Annotated in this window: 17 protein-coding genes and 1 riboswitch; of the genes, 8 read left to right on the top strand and 9 right to left on the bottom strand. The window is 68.9% G+C overall.

Annotated elements, in window-relative coordinates:
- Positions 1 to 52: 52 nt before the first annotated feature.
- Complete coding sequence (locus FHU38_RS27900; protein WP_167166784.1) at positions 53 to 1,267, top strand: sensor histidine kinase; 1,215 nt, start codon at positions 53 to 55, stop codon at positions 1,265 to 1,267.
- 18 nt (positions 1,268 to 1,285) lie between these two features.
- Here FHU38_RS27900 and FHU38_RS04530 read toward each other — a convergent pair whose 3' ends face one another.
- From FHU38_RS04530 to metG, 5 genes are all read right to left on the bottom strand, one after another.
- On the bottom strand, positions 1,286 to 2,290 hold the full coding sequence (locus FHU38_RS04530; RefSeq protein ID WP_167166782.1) for a methionine ABC transporter ATP-binding protein: 1,005 nt from the start codon (positions 2,288 to 2,290) through the stop codon (positions 1,286 to 1,288).
- Positions 2,291 to 2,464: 174 nt separating this feature from the next.
- Positions 2,465 to 2,554, bottom strand: a riboswitch (SAM riboswitch).
- 52 nt (positions 2,555 to 2,606) lie between these two features.
- Positions 2,607 to 3,455, bottom strand: coding sequence for a 16S rRNA (adenine(1518)-N(6)/adenine(1519)-N(6))-dimethyltransferase RsmA (gene rsmA / locus FHU38_RS04525; protein WP_167166780.1), 849 nt, complete (start codon positions 3,453 to 3,455; stop codon positions 2,607 to 2,609).
- A gap of 26 nt (positions 3,456 to 3,481) precedes the next feature.
- Entirely contained in the window at positions 3,482 to 4,858 is a 1,377-nt protein-coding gene (locus tag FHU38_RS04520) for a resuscitation-promoting factor (RefSeq protein ID WP_167175532.1), read from the bottom strand.
- A gap of 312 nt (positions 4,859 to 5,170) precedes the next feature.
- The gene (locus FHU38_RS04515) at positions 5,171 to 6,007 is read right to left on the bottom strand and encodes a TatD family hydrolase (RefSeq protein WP_167166778.1); all 837 of its coding nucleotides are present in this window, start codon (positions 6,005 to 6,007) and stop codon (positions 5,171 to 5,173) included.
- Positions 5,994 to 7,790: a methionine--tRNA ligase gene (gene metG, locus FHU38_RS04510; protein ID WP_167166776.1), complete on the bottom strand. Its 1,797-nt coding sequence runs from the start codon at positions 7,788 to 7,790 to the stop codon at positions 5,994 to 5,996. Before metG ends, FHU38_RS04515 begins: the two co-directional genes overlap by 14 nt.
- A 64-nt stretch (positions 7,791 to 7,854) precedes the next feature.
- On the opposite strand from metG, the gene FHU38_RS04505 reads away from it, so the two are divergent.
- The 4 genes from FHU38_RS04505 to FHU38_RS04490 all read left to right on the top strand — a co-directional run bounded on the left by FHU38_RS04505 (position 7,855) and on the right by FHU38_RS04490 (position 10,937).
- The gene (locus FHU38_RS04505; RefSeq protein ID WP_167175529.1) at positions 7,855 to 8,451 is read left to right on the top strand and encodes a PadR family transcriptional regulator; all 597 of its coding nucleotides are present in this window, start codon (positions 7,855 to 7,857) and stop codon (positions 8,449 to 8,451) included.
- Between the two features lie 78 nt (positions 8,452 to 8,529).
- The gene (locus tag FHU38_RS04500) at positions 8,530 to 9,498 is read left to right on the top strand and encodes an ATP-binding cassette domain-containing protein (protein WP_167166774.1); all 969 of its coding nucleotides are present in this window, start codon (positions 8,530 to 8,532) and stop codon (positions 9,496 to 9,498) included.
- Positions 9,488 to 10,255, top strand: a complete 768-nt coding sequence (locus FHU38_RS04495; RefSeq protein WP_167166772.1) for an ABC transporter permease — start codon at positions 9,488 to 9,490, stop codon at positions 10,253 to 10,255. Before FHU38_RS04500 ends, FHU38_RS04495 begins: the two co-directional genes overlap by 11 nt.
- 79 nt (positions 10,256 to 10,334) lie before the next feature.
- A complete protein-coding gene (locus FHU38_RS04490) occupies positions 10,335 to 10,937 on the top strand; it encodes a GH25 family lysozyme (protein WP_167166770.1) in 603 nt (200 codons plus the stop codon).
- 3 nt (positions 10,938 to 10,940) lie between these two features.
- Here FHU38_RS04490 and FHU38_RS04485 read toward each other — a convergent pair whose 3' ends face one another.
- Entirely contained in the window at positions 10,941 to 11,927 is a 987-nt protein-coding gene (locus FHU38_RS04485) for a DUF4185 domain-containing protein (RefSeq protein WP_167166768.1), read from the bottom strand.
- A 35-nt stretch (positions 11,928 to 11,962) separates the two neighbouring features.
- Here FHU38_RS04485 and FHU38_RS04480 point away from each other — a divergent pair, with 35 nt between their 5' ends.
- Positions 11,963 to 13,243 (top strand): aminodeoxychorismate synthase component I, encoded by a 1,281-nt coding sequence (locus tag FHU38_RS04480; RefSeq protein WP_167166766.1) that lies wholly within the window; start codon positions 11,963 to 11,965, stop codon positions 13,241 to 13,243.
- Here the strand turns inward: FHU38_RS04480 and rsmI are convergent.
- On the bottom strand, positions 13,240 to 14,079 hold the full coding sequence (gene rsmI, locus FHU38_RS04475) for a 16S rRNA (cytidine(1402)-2'-O)-methyltransferase (protein ID WP_167166763.1): 840 nt from the start codon (positions 14,077 to 14,079) through the stop codon (positions 13,240 to 13,242). The genes FHU38_RS04480 and rsmI overlap by 4 nt on opposite strands.
- A 31-nt stretch (positions 14,080 to 14,110) precedes the next feature.
- Here rsmI and FHU38_RS04470 point away from each other — a divergent pair, with 31 nt between their 5' ends.
- Complete coding sequence (locus tag FHU38_RS04470; RefSeq protein WP_167166761.1) at positions 14,111 to 15,685, top strand: dolichyl-phosphate-mannose--protein mannosyltransferase; 1,575 nt, start codon at positions 14,111 to 14,113, stop codon at positions 15,683 to 15,685.
- A 55-nt stretch (positions 15,686 to 15,740) separates the two neighbouring features.
- On the opposite strand, the gene FHU38_RS04465 is transcribed toward FHU38_RS04470, so the two are convergent.
- Entirely contained in the window at positions 15,741 to 17,441 is a 1,701-nt protein-coding gene (locus FHU38_RS04465; RefSeq protein WP_167175526.1) for a serine/threonine-protein kinase, read from the bottom strand.
- A gap of 149 nt (positions 17,442 to 17,590) precedes the next feature.
- Between FHU38_RS04465 and FHU38_RS04460 the strand changes: the two genes are divergently transcribed.
- A complete protein-coding gene (locus FHU38_RS04460; RefSeq protein ID WP_313886664.1) occupies positions 17,591 to 19,501 on the top strand; it encodes a propionyl-CoA synthetase in 1,911 nt (636 codons plus the stop codon).
- A 118-nt stretch (positions 19,502 to 19,619) separates the two neighbouring features.
- Here the strand turns inward: FHU38_RS04460 and FHU38_RS04455 are convergent, their stop codons facing one another.
- A complete protein-coding gene (locus FHU38_RS04455) occupies positions 19,620 to 21,047 on the bottom strand; it encodes an aminotransferase class I/II-fold pyridoxal phosphate-dependent enzyme (RefSeq protein ID WP_167175520.1) in 1,428 nt (475 codons plus the stop codon).
- Positions 21,048 to 21,108 lie beyond the last annotated feature (61 nt).

The following is a 21,108-nucleotide window of genomic DNA, read 5'->3' as shown; positions in this document are numbered from 1 at the left end:
GCGCACACACGTCGAACTGTGTGGTTGGCCACAAGCCCTTACAGTCACCGTTGTGCCGACGAAGCGCGATTTTCAGTTCTGGGGGTCCGGACCGGTCTGCGCGACACGCCAGGCAAGCGTGATCGCCTTGCTTGGCGGCGCGCTCGCGGTGATCGGCTCCGTCGCGTTCCCAGGGGCGAGATTGCCCCTGCTGGTGGCGGGGATAGGCACGATCGTGATCGTTCCGGTGTTGTGGCTGCTGCCGTGGCAGCGCTGGAACCCGCTGCTGCCCGCCGTCACCTTCGTATTCGGCATTCCCGGCATCACCGTGACCACGTGGGGCTTCGGCGCCTACTCGATGGTCACCGCACCATTCCTGCTGGTGATGCTCGTGTGGTTGGGCCTGCACTTTCCCGGCTGGGTCAGGGCACTGGTAGTGCCGCTCGCGGCGGCGGGATTCGTGGCCGGGCTCGCTCTCACCCAGGACCTCAACGTCGTCATCGGGCTGGCCTTCATGCTCCTGCCAGTCATGATCGGTGTCGCCGAGCTGGTGGCCCGGCAGGTGGACTCCATCGAGCGGACCCGCGACGAACTCGACCGGGTGGCGCAGTGGCGGGCCGCGCTCACCGCGACGCTCGCGCACGACGTACGCTCACCCCTCACCGCGCTCGAGCTGGCGGTCGAGACCCTGGCCGACGAAGACCTACCCCAAGCGCAACGCCACACCATCGCCGAAACCGCGCAACGGCAGGCACATCGCATCACCAAGCTGGCCACCGGCCTGCTCGACCTGGAGCGGGTCGACACCACCGGGGCGTTGCGCCTGGACATCGATGAGGTCAACGTCCGCGAGGCGGTCGAGAGCGCGCTGAACTACCTTCCCGCGAACCAGGCCACGGTGGACATCGACGGCGACCTCGTCGCCGAGCTGGACTCCGAGCGGTTCGAAGAGATCGTGTTCAACCTCAGCAACAACGCCATCCGGCATGCCGGACCCCCGGTGCATATCAGCGCCAGCACCGAAGAAGGCTGGCTCAACATCGCCTTCCGCGACTACGGCCCCGGTGTCCCCGACGAAGTGCTGCCCCAACTGTTCGGCCGATTCACCAGTCACCGCAACGGAAAGTCGGTCGGGCTGGGGCTGTGGATCGTGCGGCAACTGTGCCAGGCGCACGGGGGCGACGTCCGCTACGAGCCCGCCGATCCGGGCGCCCGTTTCGTCGTCACACTCCCCACAACCCAGCGCAGCAGCAGCAGAACCGAGCAGGACGCGGCGACAGCGAGCTGAGCCTGCGGCGCGGCGGCATCACGCGGCCAGGTTGCGCAGCCCCCGCAGGGTGTGAGTGATGTGAGCACCGCGCTCGACGATCCACGCCAGCGACGCGTCGGCACGCTGGCCGCGCACACCGAGCCGGAACCGGGCCACGGGCGTGTCGCCGATCCGGGTGATACCACCGCCGATCGTGGCCAGTTCGACGTCGAACCGTGCAGCCGCCTCGGAAAGCAGTGCGCCGATGGTGGCGAACCCGATCAGCACCACGTCCACTGCCAGGTCGTACTGCGCCACCTGAGCTCGCGTCGTCTCGATCGGGGGCAGCAGCGCGTCCGCGACCTTGCTGCCGGGTTTGCCGAGCAAGCTCAGCACCTTGCCGGTCTCGACCACCTCGCCCCGCTCCAGCAGCGCGACATCGTCGCAGACCCTGCGAGCGTCCGCGGCGCTGCGGGTGGTGAGCAGCACCGTGACACCCAACTCGGCGCGCGCCCGGTCCAGCACCGTGAGCACCGCACCCGACTCCTCAGCTTCAACCGCACCGGTCGGGTCGTCGACAAGCAACACGGCGGGGTTCGTCGCCAGTGCCCTGGCGACCGCCACCCGGCAACGCTGTCCCGAGGCCAGCTGGTCCGGCAACTGCGCGGCGCGGCGGGTGAGCCCGGCCAGGTCCAGCAGTTCCGAGACCCGGCCGCGCCGTCTTGGCGCGTCGACACCGAGCTGCTCCAGCGGTGCCGCCACGTTGCCCGCGACGGTGCGCTCAGGCCGCAACCGGGGGTCGACCACCGAAACCTGCCTTCTGGCGTCCCGCAACCGGCGACCGTCCAGCTTGCTGATGGCCATGCCGTCGAAGCGCACGACCCCACGATCCGGTCGTTCCCGCAACGCGACACAACGGGCGAGCGTGGACTTGCCTGCCCCAGCGGGGCCTACCACCGCGAACAGCGAGCCCGCGTCCACATTGAGGCTCACGTCGCGAAGCGCCACGACGGGCGCCGGGGACCCTGGGAATGACTTGCTGACGTTCTCGACGGTGATCACGAAAAGGCTCCAAAGCAACTGAAGGCGCAGGACGAGGGCGCGTCCGAAGGACGCGAACGAATCGGATCGAAATGAGCTCAGACGAGGGCGATGTGGCGACGACACGCACACACCGTGCGACGACCCTGGTCGACCACTCGGCGCCTTGTCAGGAGTCGGGAGCGATACACAAGTCCTCCATCGGTCCTGGCGGTAGCACCTGCCCCGGTGGGGTGGTTGCTGCGACGTCGGCGAGCCAGGTCTCTCGGTCGCTCGGGATGGATGCCCACAAAGTACACCTGACTCGGCGCGGCGAAAGCAAGGCCGGCAGCGAGGATCACACCTTTGCCGCAATGGCGGCGAAATCCTCCACACCGAGCTGCTCGCCACGGCTGTGCGGGTCGATTCCGGCCGCCGTGAGGAGTTCGGCCGCACGGTCGGCCGAACCCGCCCACGCGGCCAGCGCGGCGCGCAACGTCTTTCGCCGCTGCGAGAACGCCGCGTCCACGACCTCGAAAACTCCTCGGCGATCCACGCGGGCCGGCGGTGGCCGCCGCTCGAACTCCACGAGTGCGGAATCCACGTTCGGCACCGGCCAGAACACCGACCTGCTGACGGCGCTCACCTTGCGCGCCCTGCCGTACCAGGCGAGCTTCACGCTTGGCACCCCGTACACCCGACTCCCCGGTCGTGCGGCCATCCGGTCGGCCACCTCGGTCTGCACCATCACCAGCCCGTGGCCCATCGACGGCAGCTCCGAGAGCAGGTGGAGGACCACGGGAACGGCAACGTTGTACGGCAGGTTCGCCACGAGCGCGGTCGGCGGTCGCGGCATGTCCCGTGCGCGCAGGCCGAGCGCGTCGGCCCGAAGCACCGTAAGGCGGTCGGACGCGCCAGGAGCACGCTCGCGCACCGTCACCGGCAGGCGTGTCGCCAGCACCGGATCGATCTCCACGGCGATCACCTGCGCGCCACTGCCCAGCAGGCCAAGGGTCAGCGAGCCGAGACCGGGACCGACCTCCAGTACCACATCGCCAGGACCGACCTCGGCCAACTCCACGATGCGCCGCACGGTGTTGGCGTCGTGCACGAAGTTCTGGCCCAGCTTCTTGGTCGGCCGCAGGTCGAGCTCGTCCGCGAGTCGGCGGACGTCGGCGGGCCCCAGCAGGCCCGGTGGTTCGGTCACCGGGCCAGCCTAGAACGTGGCCGCACCTATTGCGGCAGGCCCAGCGACGAGGAGCAGGCCGGCCAGGCGCCGTAGCCACCACGGGAGTCGCGCACCTTCGTGGCGATAGCGATCTGCTGCTCACGGGTCGCCTCGTGGGGGTAGGCCGCGTACTGATCGCCGCCGTAGGCATCCCAGGTGGACTTGTTGAACTGCAGCCCGCCGTAGTAGCCGTTGCCGGTGTTGATGGACCAGTCGCCGCCGGACTCGCACTGCGCGAGGGAATCCCACACGCCGGCATCGCTGATCAGTGGCTGCTTGGTGCCCTTGCGGACGACCCGCTCCACGGCCTTCTTTACGATCTTGGTGGAGATCTCCTCGCGGCCGATCTCCTTACCGTTCTTCTGGGTGATCCGGTAGGTGACGACCATCTCGCCCGCCTTGCCGGGGTTCTCGACGATCTCCTTGCCCGCCTCGAGTTCGGAGTCCTCGATGTAGCGGGTGGGTGGCTCGATGGTCTCGGTGCGATTCACCACGGATACGCCGGTGCGGCTGATGCGCACCTCCGCGCCGTCGAGAAGCTTGAAGTCCAGCCCGTTCTCGACCTTGTCCTCCGGGCCGAGCTTCAGCCCGAGCTCGTTGATCAGCTCCTGCGCGTTCACGGCGTTCGTGGTCAGCTCACGTGGCTTGTCACCACCGTCGAGGAGGGTGATGTGCTTGAGGGTCTTGACCTCCAGCCGCATTCCCTCGAGTGGCACCTCGCCGGTGACCGGTGCGGAGAACCAGGTTCCCTGCTTGTTCAGGTCGTCGAGCCCGAGTTGGGTCAACGCCTCGCCGACGGTGGTGGCGCGCACCCAGGACTGCTGCTCCGCGCCGTCCACGACGAGTGTGAGCTCCCTGCCCCGCTCGAGTTTGATGACACCACCGTCGCCGACGGCTGCTTGCGGCGAAGGGGAAAGCGCGTCGTGAGCGCCGACGGTGATGCCCGCGTCCTCGAGCACCTCGCCCACCGTGTCGCCGAAGCTGCGCACGGTCTGGCGCTCGCCGTCCACGTCAAGCGTGACGCTCTTGTTCATCGCCAGCGCCGCGGCCCCGCCGCCGGTGAGGGTGATCATCACCGCGAGCACGGCGCCCTTGAGGAAGCGCTTCTTCCAGGTCCTGACCGCGCTCGCGAGGCCGTCCTTGGGTTCCTCCAGCGCCTGCGCGGGTCGAGCGGAACGGTCGCTCGTCTCGTCGGGAAGGACGATCGGCGGGAGCATCGTGGTCTCGGCGTTGATCAGCCGAATCAGCTCGTCGACATCGACGTCCGCCTCGTACATCAGGGCATCGGCGTCGGGGCCGAGAGCCGTCATCACGTCATGCCGCGTGACTTGCGGGTCGGGCGAGAAGTCGAGGTCGTCAAGCTCGCTCGGCCACTCGAGCATGGCGGTGGAGCCGCCCGCATGCCCAGGTCTACCAGTCACAGGGTCGATCCCTTTCGCATAAGTACACCGACTCCCGCAGTCAGCGCCGCCCCAAGCACCCCGCAGGGCGCTTCCCCGACGTACACCGACGTGACTGTGGGCCGGCCGCGCGGTGACTCGCAAAGTCACCACCCGACACGGTCACGGGACAATAACGAAGGCTGCGAGGTTGCGCAAACACCCCCCGCAGTCCAGTGAGGTTCGTCACTGCGCCTGTGGACGCGTGCGCGTACCCGAATGTCGCAGCCGGTGAACGTCCCGGTGACGGTGAGTTCATCGCGCGGCCCCTTCAGTCGCACCCAGCCCGAAGACCCGCTCGGCATTTCGGCGAACAGCCTCCGCGACCACGTCGACCGCCTGGCCACGCAACTCGGCGAGTCCACGAACCGTGTAGGCGGCGCAGTACGGCTCGTTGGGCCTGCCCCGGAACGGGTGCGGGGTGAGAAACGGCGCATCGGTCTCCACGAGCAGTTGCTCGTCGGGAACCAGCCTGGCTGCCTCGTGCAGCGCTCGGGCGTTGCGGAAGGTGACCGTGCCCGCGAACGAAAGCAGGTAACCCTGTGCCACGCAGCGGCGCGCGATGTCGGCGTCTGCGGAGAAGCAGTGGAACACCACCGACCTCGGTGCGCCTTCTTCCTCCAGAATCCGCAGCACGTCCTCGTGCGCGTCCCGGTCGTGGATCATGAGTGGCTTGTCCAGCCGCTTGGCGAGGTCGATGTGCCAGCGAAACGCGTCCTGCTGCGCCTTCGGCGGCGAGAAGTCCCAGTAGTAGTCCAGCCCGGTCTCACCGATCGAGACCACTCTTGGTGCCCGGGCAAGGCGTTCTATCTCAGAGCGCTCCGCCTCACCGAAATCCTTGGTACGGGTGGGATGCAACGCGACGGCGCCGTACAGCCGACTGTCCCAGTTGGACGCCTCGACCACCCAGCGGGCCGATGCCAGGTCGTCGGCGACCGTCACCACGGCGGCGATGCCCGCCGCCTGCGCCCTGTCGAGGGCGGCGGAGAGTGCCTCGGGCGTGGTGGCGCCGCAGGCGTCCAGGTGTGTGTGGGAGTCGATCGCCCACGCCGGAAGCGGCTCCGGCGCGGGCGGAAGCTCACGCGCGTTCAATGGGAGCCCAGTCCGGCCCGGTCTCGCCCAGCTTCGGGTCGAGCTTGGCGAACAGTGGCGTCGGTTTGGCGAGCGGCCGCCCGACCTCGATCGGAACCGACTCCCAGCGGGCCTGCTCGCCCGCGTAGTCGCCGGTCAGGATCGGGTTGATCCGGCCGGGAATGTCGAGGTCCTCGACCTCCTCCAGCCGAGGCTGCGCGGCCCACACCCCGGTACCGCCGAGCGCCTCGTGCACCTGCTGCGCCGAATGTGGCAGGAACGGGGTCAGCAGCGTGTTGGCGTCGGAAACCACCTGCAGCGCGGTGTGCAGCACGGTGTCCCGCCGCTGCGGGTCGTCCTTGAGCTTCCACGGCTGCTGGTCGGAGAGGTACTTGTTGGCGGCGGAGACCACCCGCATCGCCTCGCTCGCGGCCTGCTTGAAGCGCGACCTGCGCAGGTTCTCGCCGACGGTGTCGAACGCGGCCCTGGCCTGCGCCTTCAACTCCTCGTCCTGCCGCGTAAGGGCACGCGGGACCGGTACCTCGCCGTTGTTCTTGTGCGCCATCGAGATCGACCGGTTGACCAGGTTGCCCCACTCGTTGGCGAGTTCGAAGTTCACCCGGCGCACGAACTCGTCCCAGGTGAAGTCGGTGTCCTGCGTTTCCGGCCCCGCCACGCTGATGAAGTAGCGCAGCGTGTCAGGACCGAACTCGCGCAGGAAGTCGTTGACGTAGATGACGGTGCCCCGCGAGGTGGAGAACTTCGACCCGCTCATGGTGAGGAACTCGCTGGAGACGATCTCGTCTGGCAGCCGCAGCGCGCCGTACGGCCCTGGCTCGCCACCGTGGTCGCCCTCCCCGTTGTGACCGAGCAGCAACGCGGGCCAGATCTGGGCGTGGAAGGTGATGTTGTCCTTGCCCATGAAGTAGTAGCCGCGAGCATCGGGGTTGTTCCACCACTGCTGCCACGCCGTCGGGTCGCCGCTGCGGCGGGCCCACTCCACGCTCGCCGAGAAGTAGCCGATCACGGCGTCGAACCAGACGTAGAACCGCTTGAGCGGCTGGTCGCGCCAGCCGTCCAGCGGGATCTTCACCCCCCAGTCGAGGTCACGCGTGATCGGCCGGGGTCGCATGTCGTCCACCAGGTTCCTGGTGAAGTTGAGGACGTTGGGTCGCCAGTCGGTCTTGGTGGAAAGCCACTTGCCGAGCGTCTCGGTGAACGCGGGGAGGTCGAGGAAGAGGTGCTCGGTCTCGACGAACTTCGGTTTCTCACCGTTGATCCGCGACCGCGGATTGATCAGTTCGGCGGCGTCGAGCTGGTTGCCGCAGTTGTCGCACTGGTCGCCGCGGGCGCCGTCGTACCCGCAGATCGGGCAGGTGCCCTCGATGTAGCGGTCCGGCAGCGTGCGGCCGGTGGAGGGGCTGACCGCGCCCGTGGTGGTCTTGGGGACGACGTAGCCGTTGCGGTAGAGCGCAAGGAAGATCTGCTGGGTCACCTCGGCGTGGTTGCCGGTGCTGGTCCTGGTGAACAGGTCGTAGGTAAGGCCGAGCCCGCGCAGGTCCTCGCCGATCTGCCGGGTGTACTTGTCGGCCGTCTGCTGCGGGGAAAGCCCCTCCTTGTCGGCCTGGACCAGGATCGGCGTGCCGTGCTCGTCGGTGCCGGAAACCATGAGCACCCGGTTGCCGGCCATTCGCTGGTAGCGCGAGAAGACGTCGGAGGGGACGCCGAAGCCGGACACGTGGCCGATGTGGCGGGGACCGTTGGCATAGGGCCAGGCCACCGCGGTCAACACAGGGGTGCTCATACCCGTTTAGCCTACGGATGGTGTCCGCTGATTCGTGCGCCAGGGAGCGGAAGGGGAAGGGCCGGTGTCGGCGACTCGGTTGCTCGTGCTGGGCGTGGTTCGTATGCACGGGATCGCGCACGGCTACCAGGTGCGCCGCGAACTGCTCTCGTGGTCGGCCGACAAGTGGGCCAACGTGCAGCCCGGCTCCATCTACCACGCGTTGAAGAAGATGGCGGTCGAGGGACTGCTCGAACAGGTCGAGGCCGAACCCGGCGCGGGCCCCGGCCGCATCGCGTACCGGCTCACCGACAGCGGCGAGGCCGACTTCGACCTGCGCCTTCAGAAGCTGCTGTCGGAGGTGCGTGAGGACTCCACCGACGACCACGGGTTCGCCGCCGCGTTGACGTTCCTGCCCGCACTCAGCCGCGAGCGCGCGATCAGGCTGCTCAAGTTTCGCGTCATTCAGCTGAAGGGCGTGCGGGCGAATCTGGCCGCACTGCTGGAGCACGGCAGCGACTGGGGACAGCCGCAGCACGTGAACGCGCTGTACCGGCTGTGGCAGGCGCGCGCGGAGGCCGACCTGGAGTGGACCCAGGATCTCATCGAGCGACTGCGCACGGGCGAATACGTGATGGCCGACGACGCGGGACCGTCATTCGGGCGCCCGGCGGTCGGCTAGTCGTAATCAAATTTGACTAGTTGCCGCGCATCGGGCAGAGTGCGTCCAGCTAGTCAAATTTGACTACCAAGGGGTTTCATGATGAAGGCACGCGGCCTCGCGCGGCGGTTCACCGCCCGCAGCCGCACCGTCGAGGCCGTGCGTGGCGTCGACATCGACGTCGACGCGGGCGAACTCGTCGGCTTCCTCGGCCCCAACGGGGCGGGCAAGACGACGACCCTGCGCATGCTCACCACGCTGCTTCGCCCCACCGAGGGCGAGGCGACGGTGGCTGACCGTGACCTGCTTTCCGACCCGGTCGGCGTGCGCGCCCGCATCGGGTACGTCGCGCAGGGCGGAGGCGCCTCACCGGAGTCGAGGGTCGGCGAAGAGTTGGAACTGCAGGGCAGGCTCTACGGACTGACGAAGACACAGGCACGCGAACGCGGCAGCGCGCTGGCCGAGCAACTCGACCTGTCCGGTCTCGACCAGCGGCTCGCCAAGACACTGTCGGGAGGGCAGCGACGCAGGCTGGACATCGCGCTGGGCCTGATCCACCAACCGCGGCTGGTGTTCTTCGACGAACCCACCACCGGGCTCGACCCGCAGAGCAGGGCGAACCTGTGGGAACACATCCGCAGACTGCGTGCCGAGTACGGCGTGACACTGTTCCTCACGACTCATTACCTCGATGAGGCGGACTCGCTGTGCGACCGCATCCTGGTGATCGACGACGGCCGGATCGTCGCGGAGGGCACACCCGACGCGCTGAAGGCCAAGGTCTCCGGCGACGGTGTGGAAATCGGCGTCGAGGAAGCTCACGCGGCAGCCGCAGCGGAGATCGCGGCCAAACTCGACGGAGCGCACGAGGTATCCACGGCGCAGGACCTGGTTCGCTTCCGGGTACCGCAGGGGGACACCGTGCTACCGGAGCTGCTGCGCGCGCTCGACGCCGCAGGCATCGCGATGCGCTCGATGCGGGTACACCGGCCGACTCTGGACGACGTTTTCCTCACCCTCACCGGCCGAAGCCTGCGGGATGCCGAGGAGGTCGCGAATGTGGCGTGACGTGTGGCTGATCTTTCGCAGGGACCTGGTGCTCTCCCTGCGCAACCCGGCCTGGATCTTCATCCAGATCATGCAGCCCGTGCTGTACCTGGTGTTGTTCGGTCCGCTGCTGGAGAAAGTCGTGGCCAGCACGCCCGGGTTCCCGCCCGGCGACGTATGGACGATCTTCACGCCCGCGCTGATCGTGATGATCGCGCTGTTCGGCACCTCGTTCGTCGGGTTCGGACTGCTCGCCGATTACCGCAGCGGCGTCGTGGAACGGTTACGCGTCACCCCGGCGAGCAGGACGGCGCTACTGCTTGGCAAGGTGCTCAACAACGCGCTGCAGGCGCTGGTGCAGGCGATACTGCTGATCACGCTGGCCGTGGTGGTCTTCGGGCTGCGCGCGCCAGTGGGCGGGATCGCGCTGAGCCTGTTGATCGCCGGGCTGCTCGCCGTCACGATGGCCTCCGCGTCGTACGCGCTGGCCCTCACTCTCAAGAGCGAGGAGGCCTTCCCCGCGCTGCTCAACGCGGTACTGCTGCCGGTACTGCTGCTGTCGGGGATTCTGCTGCCGATCACCACCGGCCTCGCCCCGGAGTGGCTCTACACCATCTCGCGGATCAACCCGTTCAGTCACGTCGTCGAGGCCGAACGGGCCGGATTCCGCGGGGACTTCACAGTGGACGCGCTGCTGACCGGAAGCCTCGTGCTGGTGGCGTTGACCACACTGGCAATGCTGTGGGGAGTGCGAACCTTCCGCAGGGAGAACGCCTGACCCGACAATCCCCACGACGGGTGAGGTGGCGCGGGCTCGTCGACCCGCGCCACCCGCCCGGGCGGGTTAGCCTCGCGCCATGAACGAGTACGGCGAGCAGCGCGGGATCAACCTCTCGCCGCGGCAGGCGGTGGCCGACTGGACCGCCGTCAGAGCGAATGCCGTCTCGTTCGCCTCGATCACCGTGACCGAGGGAATGAACTGGACGGACGAGCAGGCGGCACGGCAACTCGTCGATGCCTACCGCGCGGGCATCCACGCGGGCATCCGGCACTACGCCCGCCCGGGAGCGCCACAGGAACAGGCGAAACACCTCGCGCAGACGGGCACCCGGCTCGGCGCACTCGTCCCCGGTTCGCTCGCGCCCGCGCTGGATGTAGGCGCCGAGGGTATCGACGATCGCTTCGTCAAGTCGTGGATCAAGTCACTGCGGCAGTGTGCCGGTATCCGGCGAGTGCTGGTCTACGCGCCCTACGAGCACTGGCAGCGGCGGTTGCGCCCCGACAAGTGGGCCGACGACGAGGTGGTGTTGTGGCTGGTGCGGCACAACGGCATCCCGGGACGGCCAGGCTGGTTCCACTCCAGACTGGGCCTGCACCAACACGGCAACGGCGGCGGCTACGGAAACGACGCGCTCGTCTACCCGTTCACCCTCGCCGACATCGTGCTGCGGGGCCGGTGACCGTCAGTCCCGCCGCAACGTGCTTCGCATGAGGAAGACGTTGTAGGGGCCCCACTGGGACACCAGGTAGTAGAGGTCGGGACCGTCCAGCGACCAGGGATGCAGGTAGCCCCCGTAGACGGCCGGATACTCGCGCCCCGACACCACCACCTCACCCTCGGTCCAGGGCCCGGTCAGCTCCGGCGCGCTACGCAGCACGATGCCCTTCCTGCGCTCGTCCAGGTGCATGAGCAACCAGCGACCGAGCCAGCCGTGGTAGGCAACGGACATCTCCCCCACCGGGCCCTCGAAGACAGCCGTGGCCGCACCCTGCCACCGTGTCCAGCCGCTGCCGTTCCAGTACTCGTAGCGGCGTCTGGACAGCAGATCCGGAACGGCCGCTCGGGCGAGGTAGGCGTCCCCCGCTCGACCGTTCGTTGTTCCGAACAGGTAGACGTACTCCCGGCTTCGGGTCAGCGCACCCAGTTGGAACCGGTCACCGCCCAACCGGTTGCCCCAGCGCGCGGCACGCGGTTTGGCCCAGTTGCGGCCACCGTCGGTGGACACCGCGATACCCGCGTGGTTGGTCCGCCACCTGCCCGGCCTTCCCCACGCGCGCACGGACATGTAGTGCACGTACTGGTCGCCGGCTACGCACAGCCCGCTGTTGGGAATCACGGTGACCTCGCGACCATGACCGGAAGGAATCACCTGGCAGGCGCCACCGCCCTCGCGCTCGACGACGCCGTCCAGCGGCAACCCCCGCCGCAGGTCCCGGCCGGAGGAGAACGCCAGCGTGTTGCACCGCCAGTCCGCGTGCGCAGGACCAGCGCCGTGCCCGCCCCAACCACTGCCGTAGGTGTCGCCGAACAGCACGAACACCCGGCCGTCGCAGCCGTCCCACGTGATCCCGAGGTCGGTGGCGGTTATGGCGAAGCGCTCGTGGGTGCGGTTGGCGGAACCGGCGCCGGTTACCGGGCCGATTCGTGTCGTGTCCGTCACGCGAACCATCGGCTGCGACGGTAGCTGCGGCGAGAATGGCGCGCATGCGGCTGATACGCACCACGCTGCGGGCAACGGCGACACCGGAGGAGGCGCTGCGCTCCCTGCACCGCAGGGCACGCGCGCTCGGCCTGCCGGACCCGGCCGCGCTGGCGGGCGAGTGGTTCGGCTCGAAAGCGGTGCTGACACCCAGCGTGGACCTGCGGCCGAGCGCGAGCGTCGCGGAGGCGTTCGCCACCCCGGCGCGGCAACCGGCCGTGCGCGACGCGGTGCCTGGAGCCGTCGGCGGTGGCTGGTTCGGCTACCTGTCCTACGACCTCACCGACCCGTCCTGCCGCCGGGGCGCACTGCCCAGCGCGGCCTGGGGCTGGGCCGACCACGTGTTGCGGCTCGACACGGACGGCCGCTGGTGGTTCGAGGCGCTCGTCCCCGAAGCCGCGCCCGACCCCTCGGAGCTGGCCCGCGAACTCGACGCCGCTCTCGCCGAACCACCACCGGCGCTGACCTGGACACCAACGTCGCTGCTGCGCCCGCCACCGCACCACGCGGCCGTCAAGTCGTGCGTCTACGCCATCGAGCAGGGCGAGTTGTTCCAGGCCAACGTCTGCACCCGGTTCACCGGACCGTTCGACGGCCAGCCGAGCGGGCTGTTCGCCGAGGGCATCCGGCTGCTGCGACCAGCGCGTGCCGCCTATCTCGCTGGCGAGTGGGGTGCGTTGGTGTCGATGTCTCCCGAGTTGTTCCTTTCCCGCCACGGAAGCCGCGTGCGGTCCACCCCGATCAAGGGAACGCGGCCGCGCAGGTCGGCGGCCGACGCCGACCAGGCCCGGCTGCTGCGGCAGTCCGCGAAGGATGTCGCCGAAAACGTGATGATCACCGACCTGGTCCGCAACGATCTCGGTCGGGTCTGCGAGGTCGGCAGCGTGCGGGTCCCCGAGTTGCTCGCCGTGCGCGAGGCCCCTGGTGTCTGGCATCTGGACTCCACGGTCGAGGGCGTGCTCGCCACAGGCCACGACGACGAGGACCTGCTGCGCGCGACGTTCCCGCCCGGTTCGGTCACCGGCGCGCCCAAGATCCGCGCGCTCGAACTGATCGCCGATTTGGAGCACCAGCCTCGCGGCGTATACACCGGAGCGATCGGACTGTGCTCGCCCGTCGCGGGGCTGGAGCTGAACGTCGCCATCCGTACCTTCGAGATCAGCGGCGGCACCATCGCGTTCGGAGTGGGCGGCGGGATCACCGCCGATTCAGACCCTGACGCGGAGTGGCGGGAATGCCTGGACAAGAGCGCCCCGCTGGAACGGCTGCTCGCGAACCCTGCCTAGTCCTGGCCGCGGCTGGCGCGATCGCGCAGCGCGGCGTTGTACAACTCCTTCTTGGAAACCCCGGACGCCGCCGCCACCTCTGCCGAGGCGGTCTTCAGCCGCTCGCCTGCCTCCACCCTGGCCAGTACCTCGGCGACCAGGTCGGCGGTGCTCGCGCTGGGCGGTCGCGCCCCGGCCAGCACGACAGTGATCTCGCCACGGACTCCCTCCGCCGCCCAGTGGGCCAGCTCCGCCAGGTTGCCGCGGCGGATCTCCTCGTAGGTCTTGGTGAGCTCCCGGCATACCGCTGCCTGCCGCGTGCCGCCCAGTGCCTGCGCCGCCTCGGCGAGTGTGGCGGCCAGCCTGCGCGGCGACTCGAAGAACACGACGGTGCGTGACTCGCCCGCCAGCTCCCGCAACCACCTCGCCCGCTCACCGCTCTTGCGTGGCGCGAATCCCTCGAAGCAGAACCGGTCGGTCGGCAGCCCCGAGACCGCCAGCGCGGTGGTGACGGCCGAGGGACCCGGCAGCGCGGTCACCGGCAGTTGCTCGGCAACACACGCCGCGACCAGCCGGTAGCCGGGGTCGGAAACGCTCGGCATGCCGGCGTCGCTCACCAGCAGCACCGTCTCACCAGCGCGAAGGGCGTCGAGCAGCTTCGGCAACCGCGCAGACTCCACGTCGTCGTAGAAGCTGACAACCCGGCCGGACGGGGTCACTCCCAGTGCCGTGGCAAGCGCTCGCAGCCTCCTGGTGTCCTCCGCCGCGACCACATCAGCCTCACCGATCGCCTCAGCGAGGCGGGGAGAAGCATCGCGAGGGTCACCGAGCGGCGTGGCTGCCAGTACGAGCGTCACGGGCCGAGGCTAGCCCGTAGGATCGGGCTCCGTGACCGCACTCCTCGCCCGCTCGTCAGGGGGCGGTGTGGGCCCCGAGCCAGGACGGGCGCCGCAACCACCGAGCGACAGGGAAGCCGCCCTGCTGGGCAGGCCGATGCCCGGCGACCGGCTGCGCGCGCTGGTCGTCACGGTCGTGCTGACGGCGATCGGCGCGTTCGTACGGTTGCAGAACCTGGGTGTGCCAACCGATCAGGGCACGCCGGTCTTCGACGAGAAGCATTACGTGCCGCAGGCATGGCAAATGCTGCGTAACGGCGGCTACGAGGACAACTACGGCTACGAACTCATCGTGCACCCGCCGCTGGCCAAGCAGCTCATCGCCATCGGTGAATGGTTGTTCGGCTACAACGGTTGGGGCTGGCGGTTCAGTGCGGCGATCGCGGGCGCGCTCATCGTGCTGCTGACGATCCGCATCGCACGCAGGCTAACTCGTTCGACCCTGCTCGGCGCTGTCGCGGGCATTCTGGTCATCAGCGACGGCGTACTGCACCTGCAGTCACGCATGGGAATGCTCGACATCTTCAGCGCGCTGTTCGTGCTCGCGGCGTTCGCCAGCCTGCTCGTGGACCGCGATCAGGTTCGGCAACGGCTGGCCGTAGCCGTACGCGAGGGCTGGGTCGACGAATCTCCCTACGGGCCGAAACTGGGGTTTCGCTGGTGGCGCTTCGGCGCGGGGCTGTCGCTCGGCCTTGCCACCGCCGTGAAGTGGTCGGGCGCGTACTGGGTGATCGCCTTCGGTCTGCTGTGTATCGCCTTCGACGTGGCGGCACGCAGGACGGCGGGCGTTCCGCGACCGTGGGCAGGCATGCTGCGACGGGACCTCGCCCCTGCGGCGTGGAACATCGGTGTGATGGCCGTACTGGTCTACCTCAGCAGCTGGTGGGCGTGGTTCGCGAGCGAGACCGCCACCGACCGCCACTACGTCGAGATCAACAACGTCGGGAGCGGTGCCTTCGGGTTCGTGCCGGACGCATTGCGGTCGCTCGTGCTCTACACGCTCAACGTGCTCGACTTCCACGAGAACCTGGCGACACCCGCAGGTGACCCCCATCCGTGGGAGTCGAAGCCGTGGACGTGGCCGATGGGCCTGCGGCCGATGCTGTACTACTACGAATCCGGCGCCGACGTCACCGGTTGCGGCGAGTCGGAGTGCGTCAGCGCGACGATGCTCATCGGAACGCCCGCGATGTGGTGGCTGGCGCTGCCGGTGCTTGGCTGGGGGCTGTGGCGGGCCGTGTTCCGCTTCGACTGGCGGTACGCGGCGGTGCTCGTGGGCTACTTCGCGGGCCTGCTGCCGTGGTTCGCCAACCTCGACCGCCAGATGTACTTCTTCTACGCCACGCCGATGGCGCCGTTCCTGGTGCTGGGGCTGACGCTCGTGCTGGGGCAACTGCTCGGCAGCGCGCGGCACGGACTGGAACGGCGGGGTACCGGTCTGCTCGTGGTCGCCCTCTACACCGGGCTGGTGGTGGCGAACTTCGTCTGGCTGTGGCCTGTCCTCAACGGTGATCCGATCACCAACGCGCGCTGGCAGGCCGAACTCTGGCTGCCATCGTGGCGCTGACCCGGAACCGGCCGTGCCCCACCCGTGACCGCGGCCAGCGGTCAAACCTCGGACGTCACCTTGCCCTTGGCACCACGCGGGTGACCGGGCCCTCCGCGGAGGTGCCCGCCCTGGACAGCCAGCCTTCCACCTCGCGCTGCACGGCGTTCAGGGTCGGCCGGTTGCGTGGTTGCGGGTCCAGCGATGCGGTGAGCAACTTCGCGTGCACGCTCTGCCTCGGCAACTGCGATGGTGGTTCGGCGCGGGCAGCGGCCATCAGCGCGGCCATCGGCGTCTCGCGCGTTCCCCTCGGCGGGTAGCCGGACAGCGCGTAACTCACTGTCGCCGCGAGTTGCCACGCGTCCGACGCCGGGCTCGCGGGTGCGCCCGCCGCGGTCTCCGGCGCCACGTAGTCGGGGGTGCCGATCATCATGCCGGTGGCGGTGAGCTTGGCGTCACCCCTGCTGCGGGCGATCCCGAAGTCGATCAGGTGCGGCAGCCCTGCCGGGTCCACGATGATGTTGGACGGCTTGACGTCGCGGTGCAGCACACCCTTCTCGTGGGCGGCCGAGAGCGCGCTGGCCATGGTGGCCCACAGCCGACCGGCGGTGATGTCGTCCAGTGGGCCCACCGTGTCGACGCTCTCCGCCAATGCCTGGCCGTGCAGGTACTCCATCACCAGCGCCAGTCCGTCGGACTCCTCGACCAGGTCGTACACCCGCACGCAGTTGGGGTGGCTCAGCGCGGCGAGCGCCCGCGCCTCCCGCTGCATGCGTTCCTCGGTGTCCTTGTCCGGGACGTGCGCGATCTTCAGTGCGACCGTGCGGCCGAGTTGGGTGTCCACCGCCTCCCACACGGTGCCGAACCCGCCGTGGCCGAGCCTGCGCACCCGGCGGAACCTGCCGCTACCGGCCTGTCCCGAGCCTGGTGGTGGCGGCACCGGGCCCGGCGCGGCAGCCAGTTCCTGGGCGGGCGCCACCGAGGTGGGCGGGTAGTTCTTCGCGGGCGGTGGTGGTGGCGGTGGCTTCTGCTCCTGCTGCGCGGGGGGCACGTAGGGCGGTGGCTGCTCACGCTGCGGTGGCCGGTCCGAGTTCTGGATCACCGACCAACTGGGCGGCCCGACGAGCGCGACCGGGATCACTCCGAGCACGGTGACCGGCAGGAACCCCAGCCACAGATGCACCGCGGTGTTGGCCTCGACGCCGGAGGAGACCAGGACGTACAGCACGAACGGCACCCACAGCAGCCGGCCGGGCCACTTCGGGCCCCTGCGCAGCGCGATCCTGCTCAGCAGGAGCACGGCCAGCAGCGCCAACACCGGCAGGCCCACGAGCATGCCCAGGTAGTAGCCGTAGGCGAACACGTCCCCGGAGGGATAGAAGAGCGTCTCGTAGACGTTCTGCCCGCCGCCCAGGTACTCGTCCTGCGGGCCCACGAAGCAGTACTGCTGTTGCAGCGCGTCCACCTCGCCCGCGGAGAGGCCACCGTTGCCACCCGCGAACACGGCCCTGAAGACACTGGACACCCCCGCCGCGTAGAGCCAGGGCACGAGCAACACCAGAACGGCGCCGACAGCACCGATGGTGATGAGCGTCGGGCCGTGGTAGCGGTTGCCGGTGAACTTGCGCATGATGGCGACCACCACGGCGCCCGCGACGGGAAAGAGCGCGATGATGGCGCCGGCCATGCTCGTGGCCCATGCCCAGTCGCCGGGGCAGAATCCCGGCTGGAACAGCCGGTAGGCCAGCGAGAGCAACGAGCTCGCGATCGATTCCACCCCTCGCCCCTTCGCCGCGTCGCCCGGCGGTTTGCCGTCGGCACCAGAATATGCCACCGGCCACCGGGGCGGCTCGCGACCGTGACAGGTGAGCGAAGCCGCTGGTCCCGCCGCCACTGGTGTGGGGCAGGCTTGTCACTCTACGGTTTGTGCTGGACCTCGACGACGAGGAGGCATGCACGATGGGCGCCTACGCCGAGCAATACCGGTACAGCCTTTCCGACCCCGAAGGGTTCTGGCTGCGGGCCGCCGAGGCCGTCGACTGGACCCGCGCGCCGCGACGCGCGCTGGACGCGTCGGCCGCTCCGCTGTACCGGTGGTTTCCCGACGGTGAGCTGAACACCGCCTACAACGCCCTGGACCGGCACGTGGAACGCGGCAGGGGCGAGCAGGCAGCGTTGGTATGGGACTCGCCGGTCACCGGCTCGCGGCGCAGCTACACCTACGCCGAGTTACGCGACGAGGTCGCCCGCTTCGCGGGGGCGCTGGTGTCACTCGGGGTCGGCAGGGGCGACCGGGTGATCATCTACATGCCGATGGTTCCCGAGGCCGTGATCGCCATACTGGGATGCGCCCGCATCGGCGCTGTTCACTCCGTGGTGTTCGGCGGGTTCGCCCCGAAGGAACTGGCCGCCAGAGTTGAGGACGCGAAACCGAAGGCGATCGTGGCGGCCTCCTGCGGCATTGAGCCCACAAGGACCGTCGAGTACAAGCCGATCATCGAGGAGGCGTTGAAGACCACGCAGCACCAGCCCGACAGGGTCGTGGTGCTGCAACGCGACGCGGCGCGGGCAGAACTCACCGACACCGACGTGGACTGGCAGGAGCTGATGGCAGGCGCCTCACCGGCCGATCCCGTTCCGGTAGCCGCCACCGACCCGCTCTACATCCTCTACACCTCCGGCACCACCGGGAAGCCGAAGGGGGTCGTGCGTGACGCAGGCGGGCATGCGGTGGCACTGGCCTGGTCGATGGGTGCGGTCTACGACATCGGCCCGGGTGACGTGTGGTGGACCGCCTCCGATGTCGGATGGGTGGTCGGCCACTCCTACATCGTCTACGCACCGCTGCTGGTGGGGGCTACCTCAGTACTTTACGAAGGCAAACCAGTGGGAACCCCGGACGCGGGCGCGTTCTGGCGGGTCATCGCCGAGCACGGCGCGAAGGCGCTGTTCACCGCTCCCACCGCGCTGCGAGCGATCAAACGGGTCGATCCGGACGGCACCGAGTTGGCCAAGCACGACCTTTCGCGGTTCGGCACCCTCTTCCTGGCAGGCGAACGGCTCGATCCGGAGACCTACCACTGGGCACACGACAAACTTGGCGTACCCGTGATCGACCACTGGTGGCAGACCGAGACCGGGTGGCCGATAGCGGCGAATCCGCGCGGCATCGAGAAGCTGCCCGTGAAGCCCGGCTCCGCGACCGTTCCCGTGCCTGGCTGGGACGTGCGCATCCTCGGGCAATCGGGCGAGGAGCTGCCGCCGGGTCAGGAGGGCGCCATCGCGATCAAACTGCCGCTGCCTCCCGGCGCGCTGCCCACACTGTGGGGAGACGACGAACGCTTCGTCGAGGCGTACCTGTCCCGATACGAGGGCCACTACCTCACGGGAGACTCCGGCTACCGCGACGGGGACGGCTACCTGTTCGTGATGGGCCGCACCGACGACGTGATCAACGTGGCGGGCCACCGGCTGTCCACGGGCTCCATGGAGGCGGTGCTCGCGGCGCATCCGGCCGTGGCCGAGTGCGCCGTCATCGGTGTGCACGACCCGCTGAAGGGTCAGCTGCCGTGGGGTTTCGTGGTGCTGAAGTCGGGCGTGGACATCGATGAGGAGCGGCTGAGGGAGGAACTGGTCGCCGCCGTGCGCGCCGACATCGGCCCGGTCGCGGCGTTTCGCGACGTCTCGGTTGTGGACGCGCTGCCGAAGACCCGTTCGGGCAAGATCCTGCGCAAGACGATGCGCGGGATCGCCGACGGCCGCGACGAGCCGGTGCCCTCCACCATCGAGGACCCAGGCGTGCTGGACTCACTACGGCCGATCCTGCGCAGGCAGTAAACACCCGCGAGTCCCCCGCTCCTGCCCGCGAGTCCCCCGCTCCTGCCCGCGAGTCCTGCGGTGCGGACCGTGAGTCCTGCGGTGTGGACCGTGAGTTGCCCGTCGGCGTGGGTGAACCTCAACGGGCCTGCTCGTACTCCGTCCGAATGCGGTCCCATGCGGCTTGAACATGCCGCAGTTGTGTCATCGGGGCCCCGACGGCCAACCGGAGGAGCACCTCGTCACCGACCTTGGTGTGACTCAGGTACAACTGCCCTGAGTCGTTGAGGCGCTCCAGCAGCGACAGGGTCGCCTCGTTGGCGTCCGCAGTGGACATCCCTGGCCATACCGGCCGAAAACAGACAAGGCTGAACGGATGGTGTTCAAGTAGTCGAAATCCCGGGTGCGCCCTGACCAGCGCGGCGAACTTCGCGGCCAACTCGATGCCGCTGCGCACATGCGCGCGCAACCCCTCCGCGCCGTACCAGCGGATCACCGACCACAACTTCAACGCGCGAAACCGCCTGCCCAGCGGGATCTGCCAATCGCGGTAGTCGATGACCTCTCCCGAAGCACTGGCGGCGTTGCGCAGGTATTCGGGCAGGATGGAAAGTGCCTCGATCAGCGGCGCGCGGTCGGCCAACCACAACACCGAGCAGTCGAAGTTGGTCAACAGCCACTTGTGCGGGTTGGTGACGTAGGAGTCGGCGAAGGCGGCCACTCCCTCGTTGATCCACCGCAGTTCGGGGCAGACCGCCGAAACCCCGGCATAGGCGGCGTCCACGTGCAGCCAGATCCCGCGAGCACGACACACCTCGCCGATCCTGGCCACCGGGTCGATCGCGGTGGTGGACGTCGTGCCGATCGTCGCGCACACCAGTGCGGGCGTCACCCCCGCGGCGACGTCCTCGGCGATGAGCGCGTCCAGCTGTGCCGGGTCCATCGCGAGTGTGTCGGGGTCCACGTCGACGGCGCGGACGTATTCGGCGCCGATCCCCGCGATCCGCGCCGCCTTCTCCAGCGAGGAGTGGGTCTGCGACGAGACGTAGATCGAGTAACGCCTGCCGTCACCGGCCCTGCCACCTGCCCGCTGGATCGCGGCGAGCACCGCGACAAGGCTCGCGCTGGACGCCGAATCCTGGATCACCCCGCCGCCCGCCGTGTCGGTGCGGAAGTGGGATGGCAGGTCGAGCAGTTCCGCCAGCCAGTCGACCACCACCGTCTCCAGTTCCGTGCAGGCCGGACTGGTCGCCCACACCATGCCCTGCACGCCGAGCCCTGCCGAAAGCAGGTCACCGAGGATGGCAGGCCCACTGGCGTTGGCTGGGAAGTACGCGAAGAACGAGGGGTGTTGCCAGTGTGTGATGCCGGGCAACACGACGCGGTCCAAGTCGGCGAGCACGGATTCGAACGGTTCGCCTTGTTCCGGCGGATGTGCGGGCAACGCCGCGCGGATCTCACCGGGTCGGGCCCGGGAACGCACCGGATAGTCCTCGATGGTGGCGAGGTAGTCGGCGATCCAGTCAACGACCTGCTTGCCGTGCTCGCGAAACTCCTCCGGGGTCATGTGCTCCGACATCTGGCCAGGCTACCCGCGGCCGGTTGCGGGAATCGGTGCCGGAGGCGGC

The sequence above is a fragment of the Saccharomonospora amisosensis genome (genome assembly GCF_011761185.1).
In the GTDB taxonomy this organism is placed as follows: Bacteria; Actinomycetota; Actinomycetes; order Mycobacteriales; family Pseudonocardiaceae; genus Saccharomonospora_A; species Saccharomonospora_A amisosensis.
Note: the sequence above shows the minus strand (reverse complement) of the source record. Positions and strands in the feature narration are given on the sequence as shown.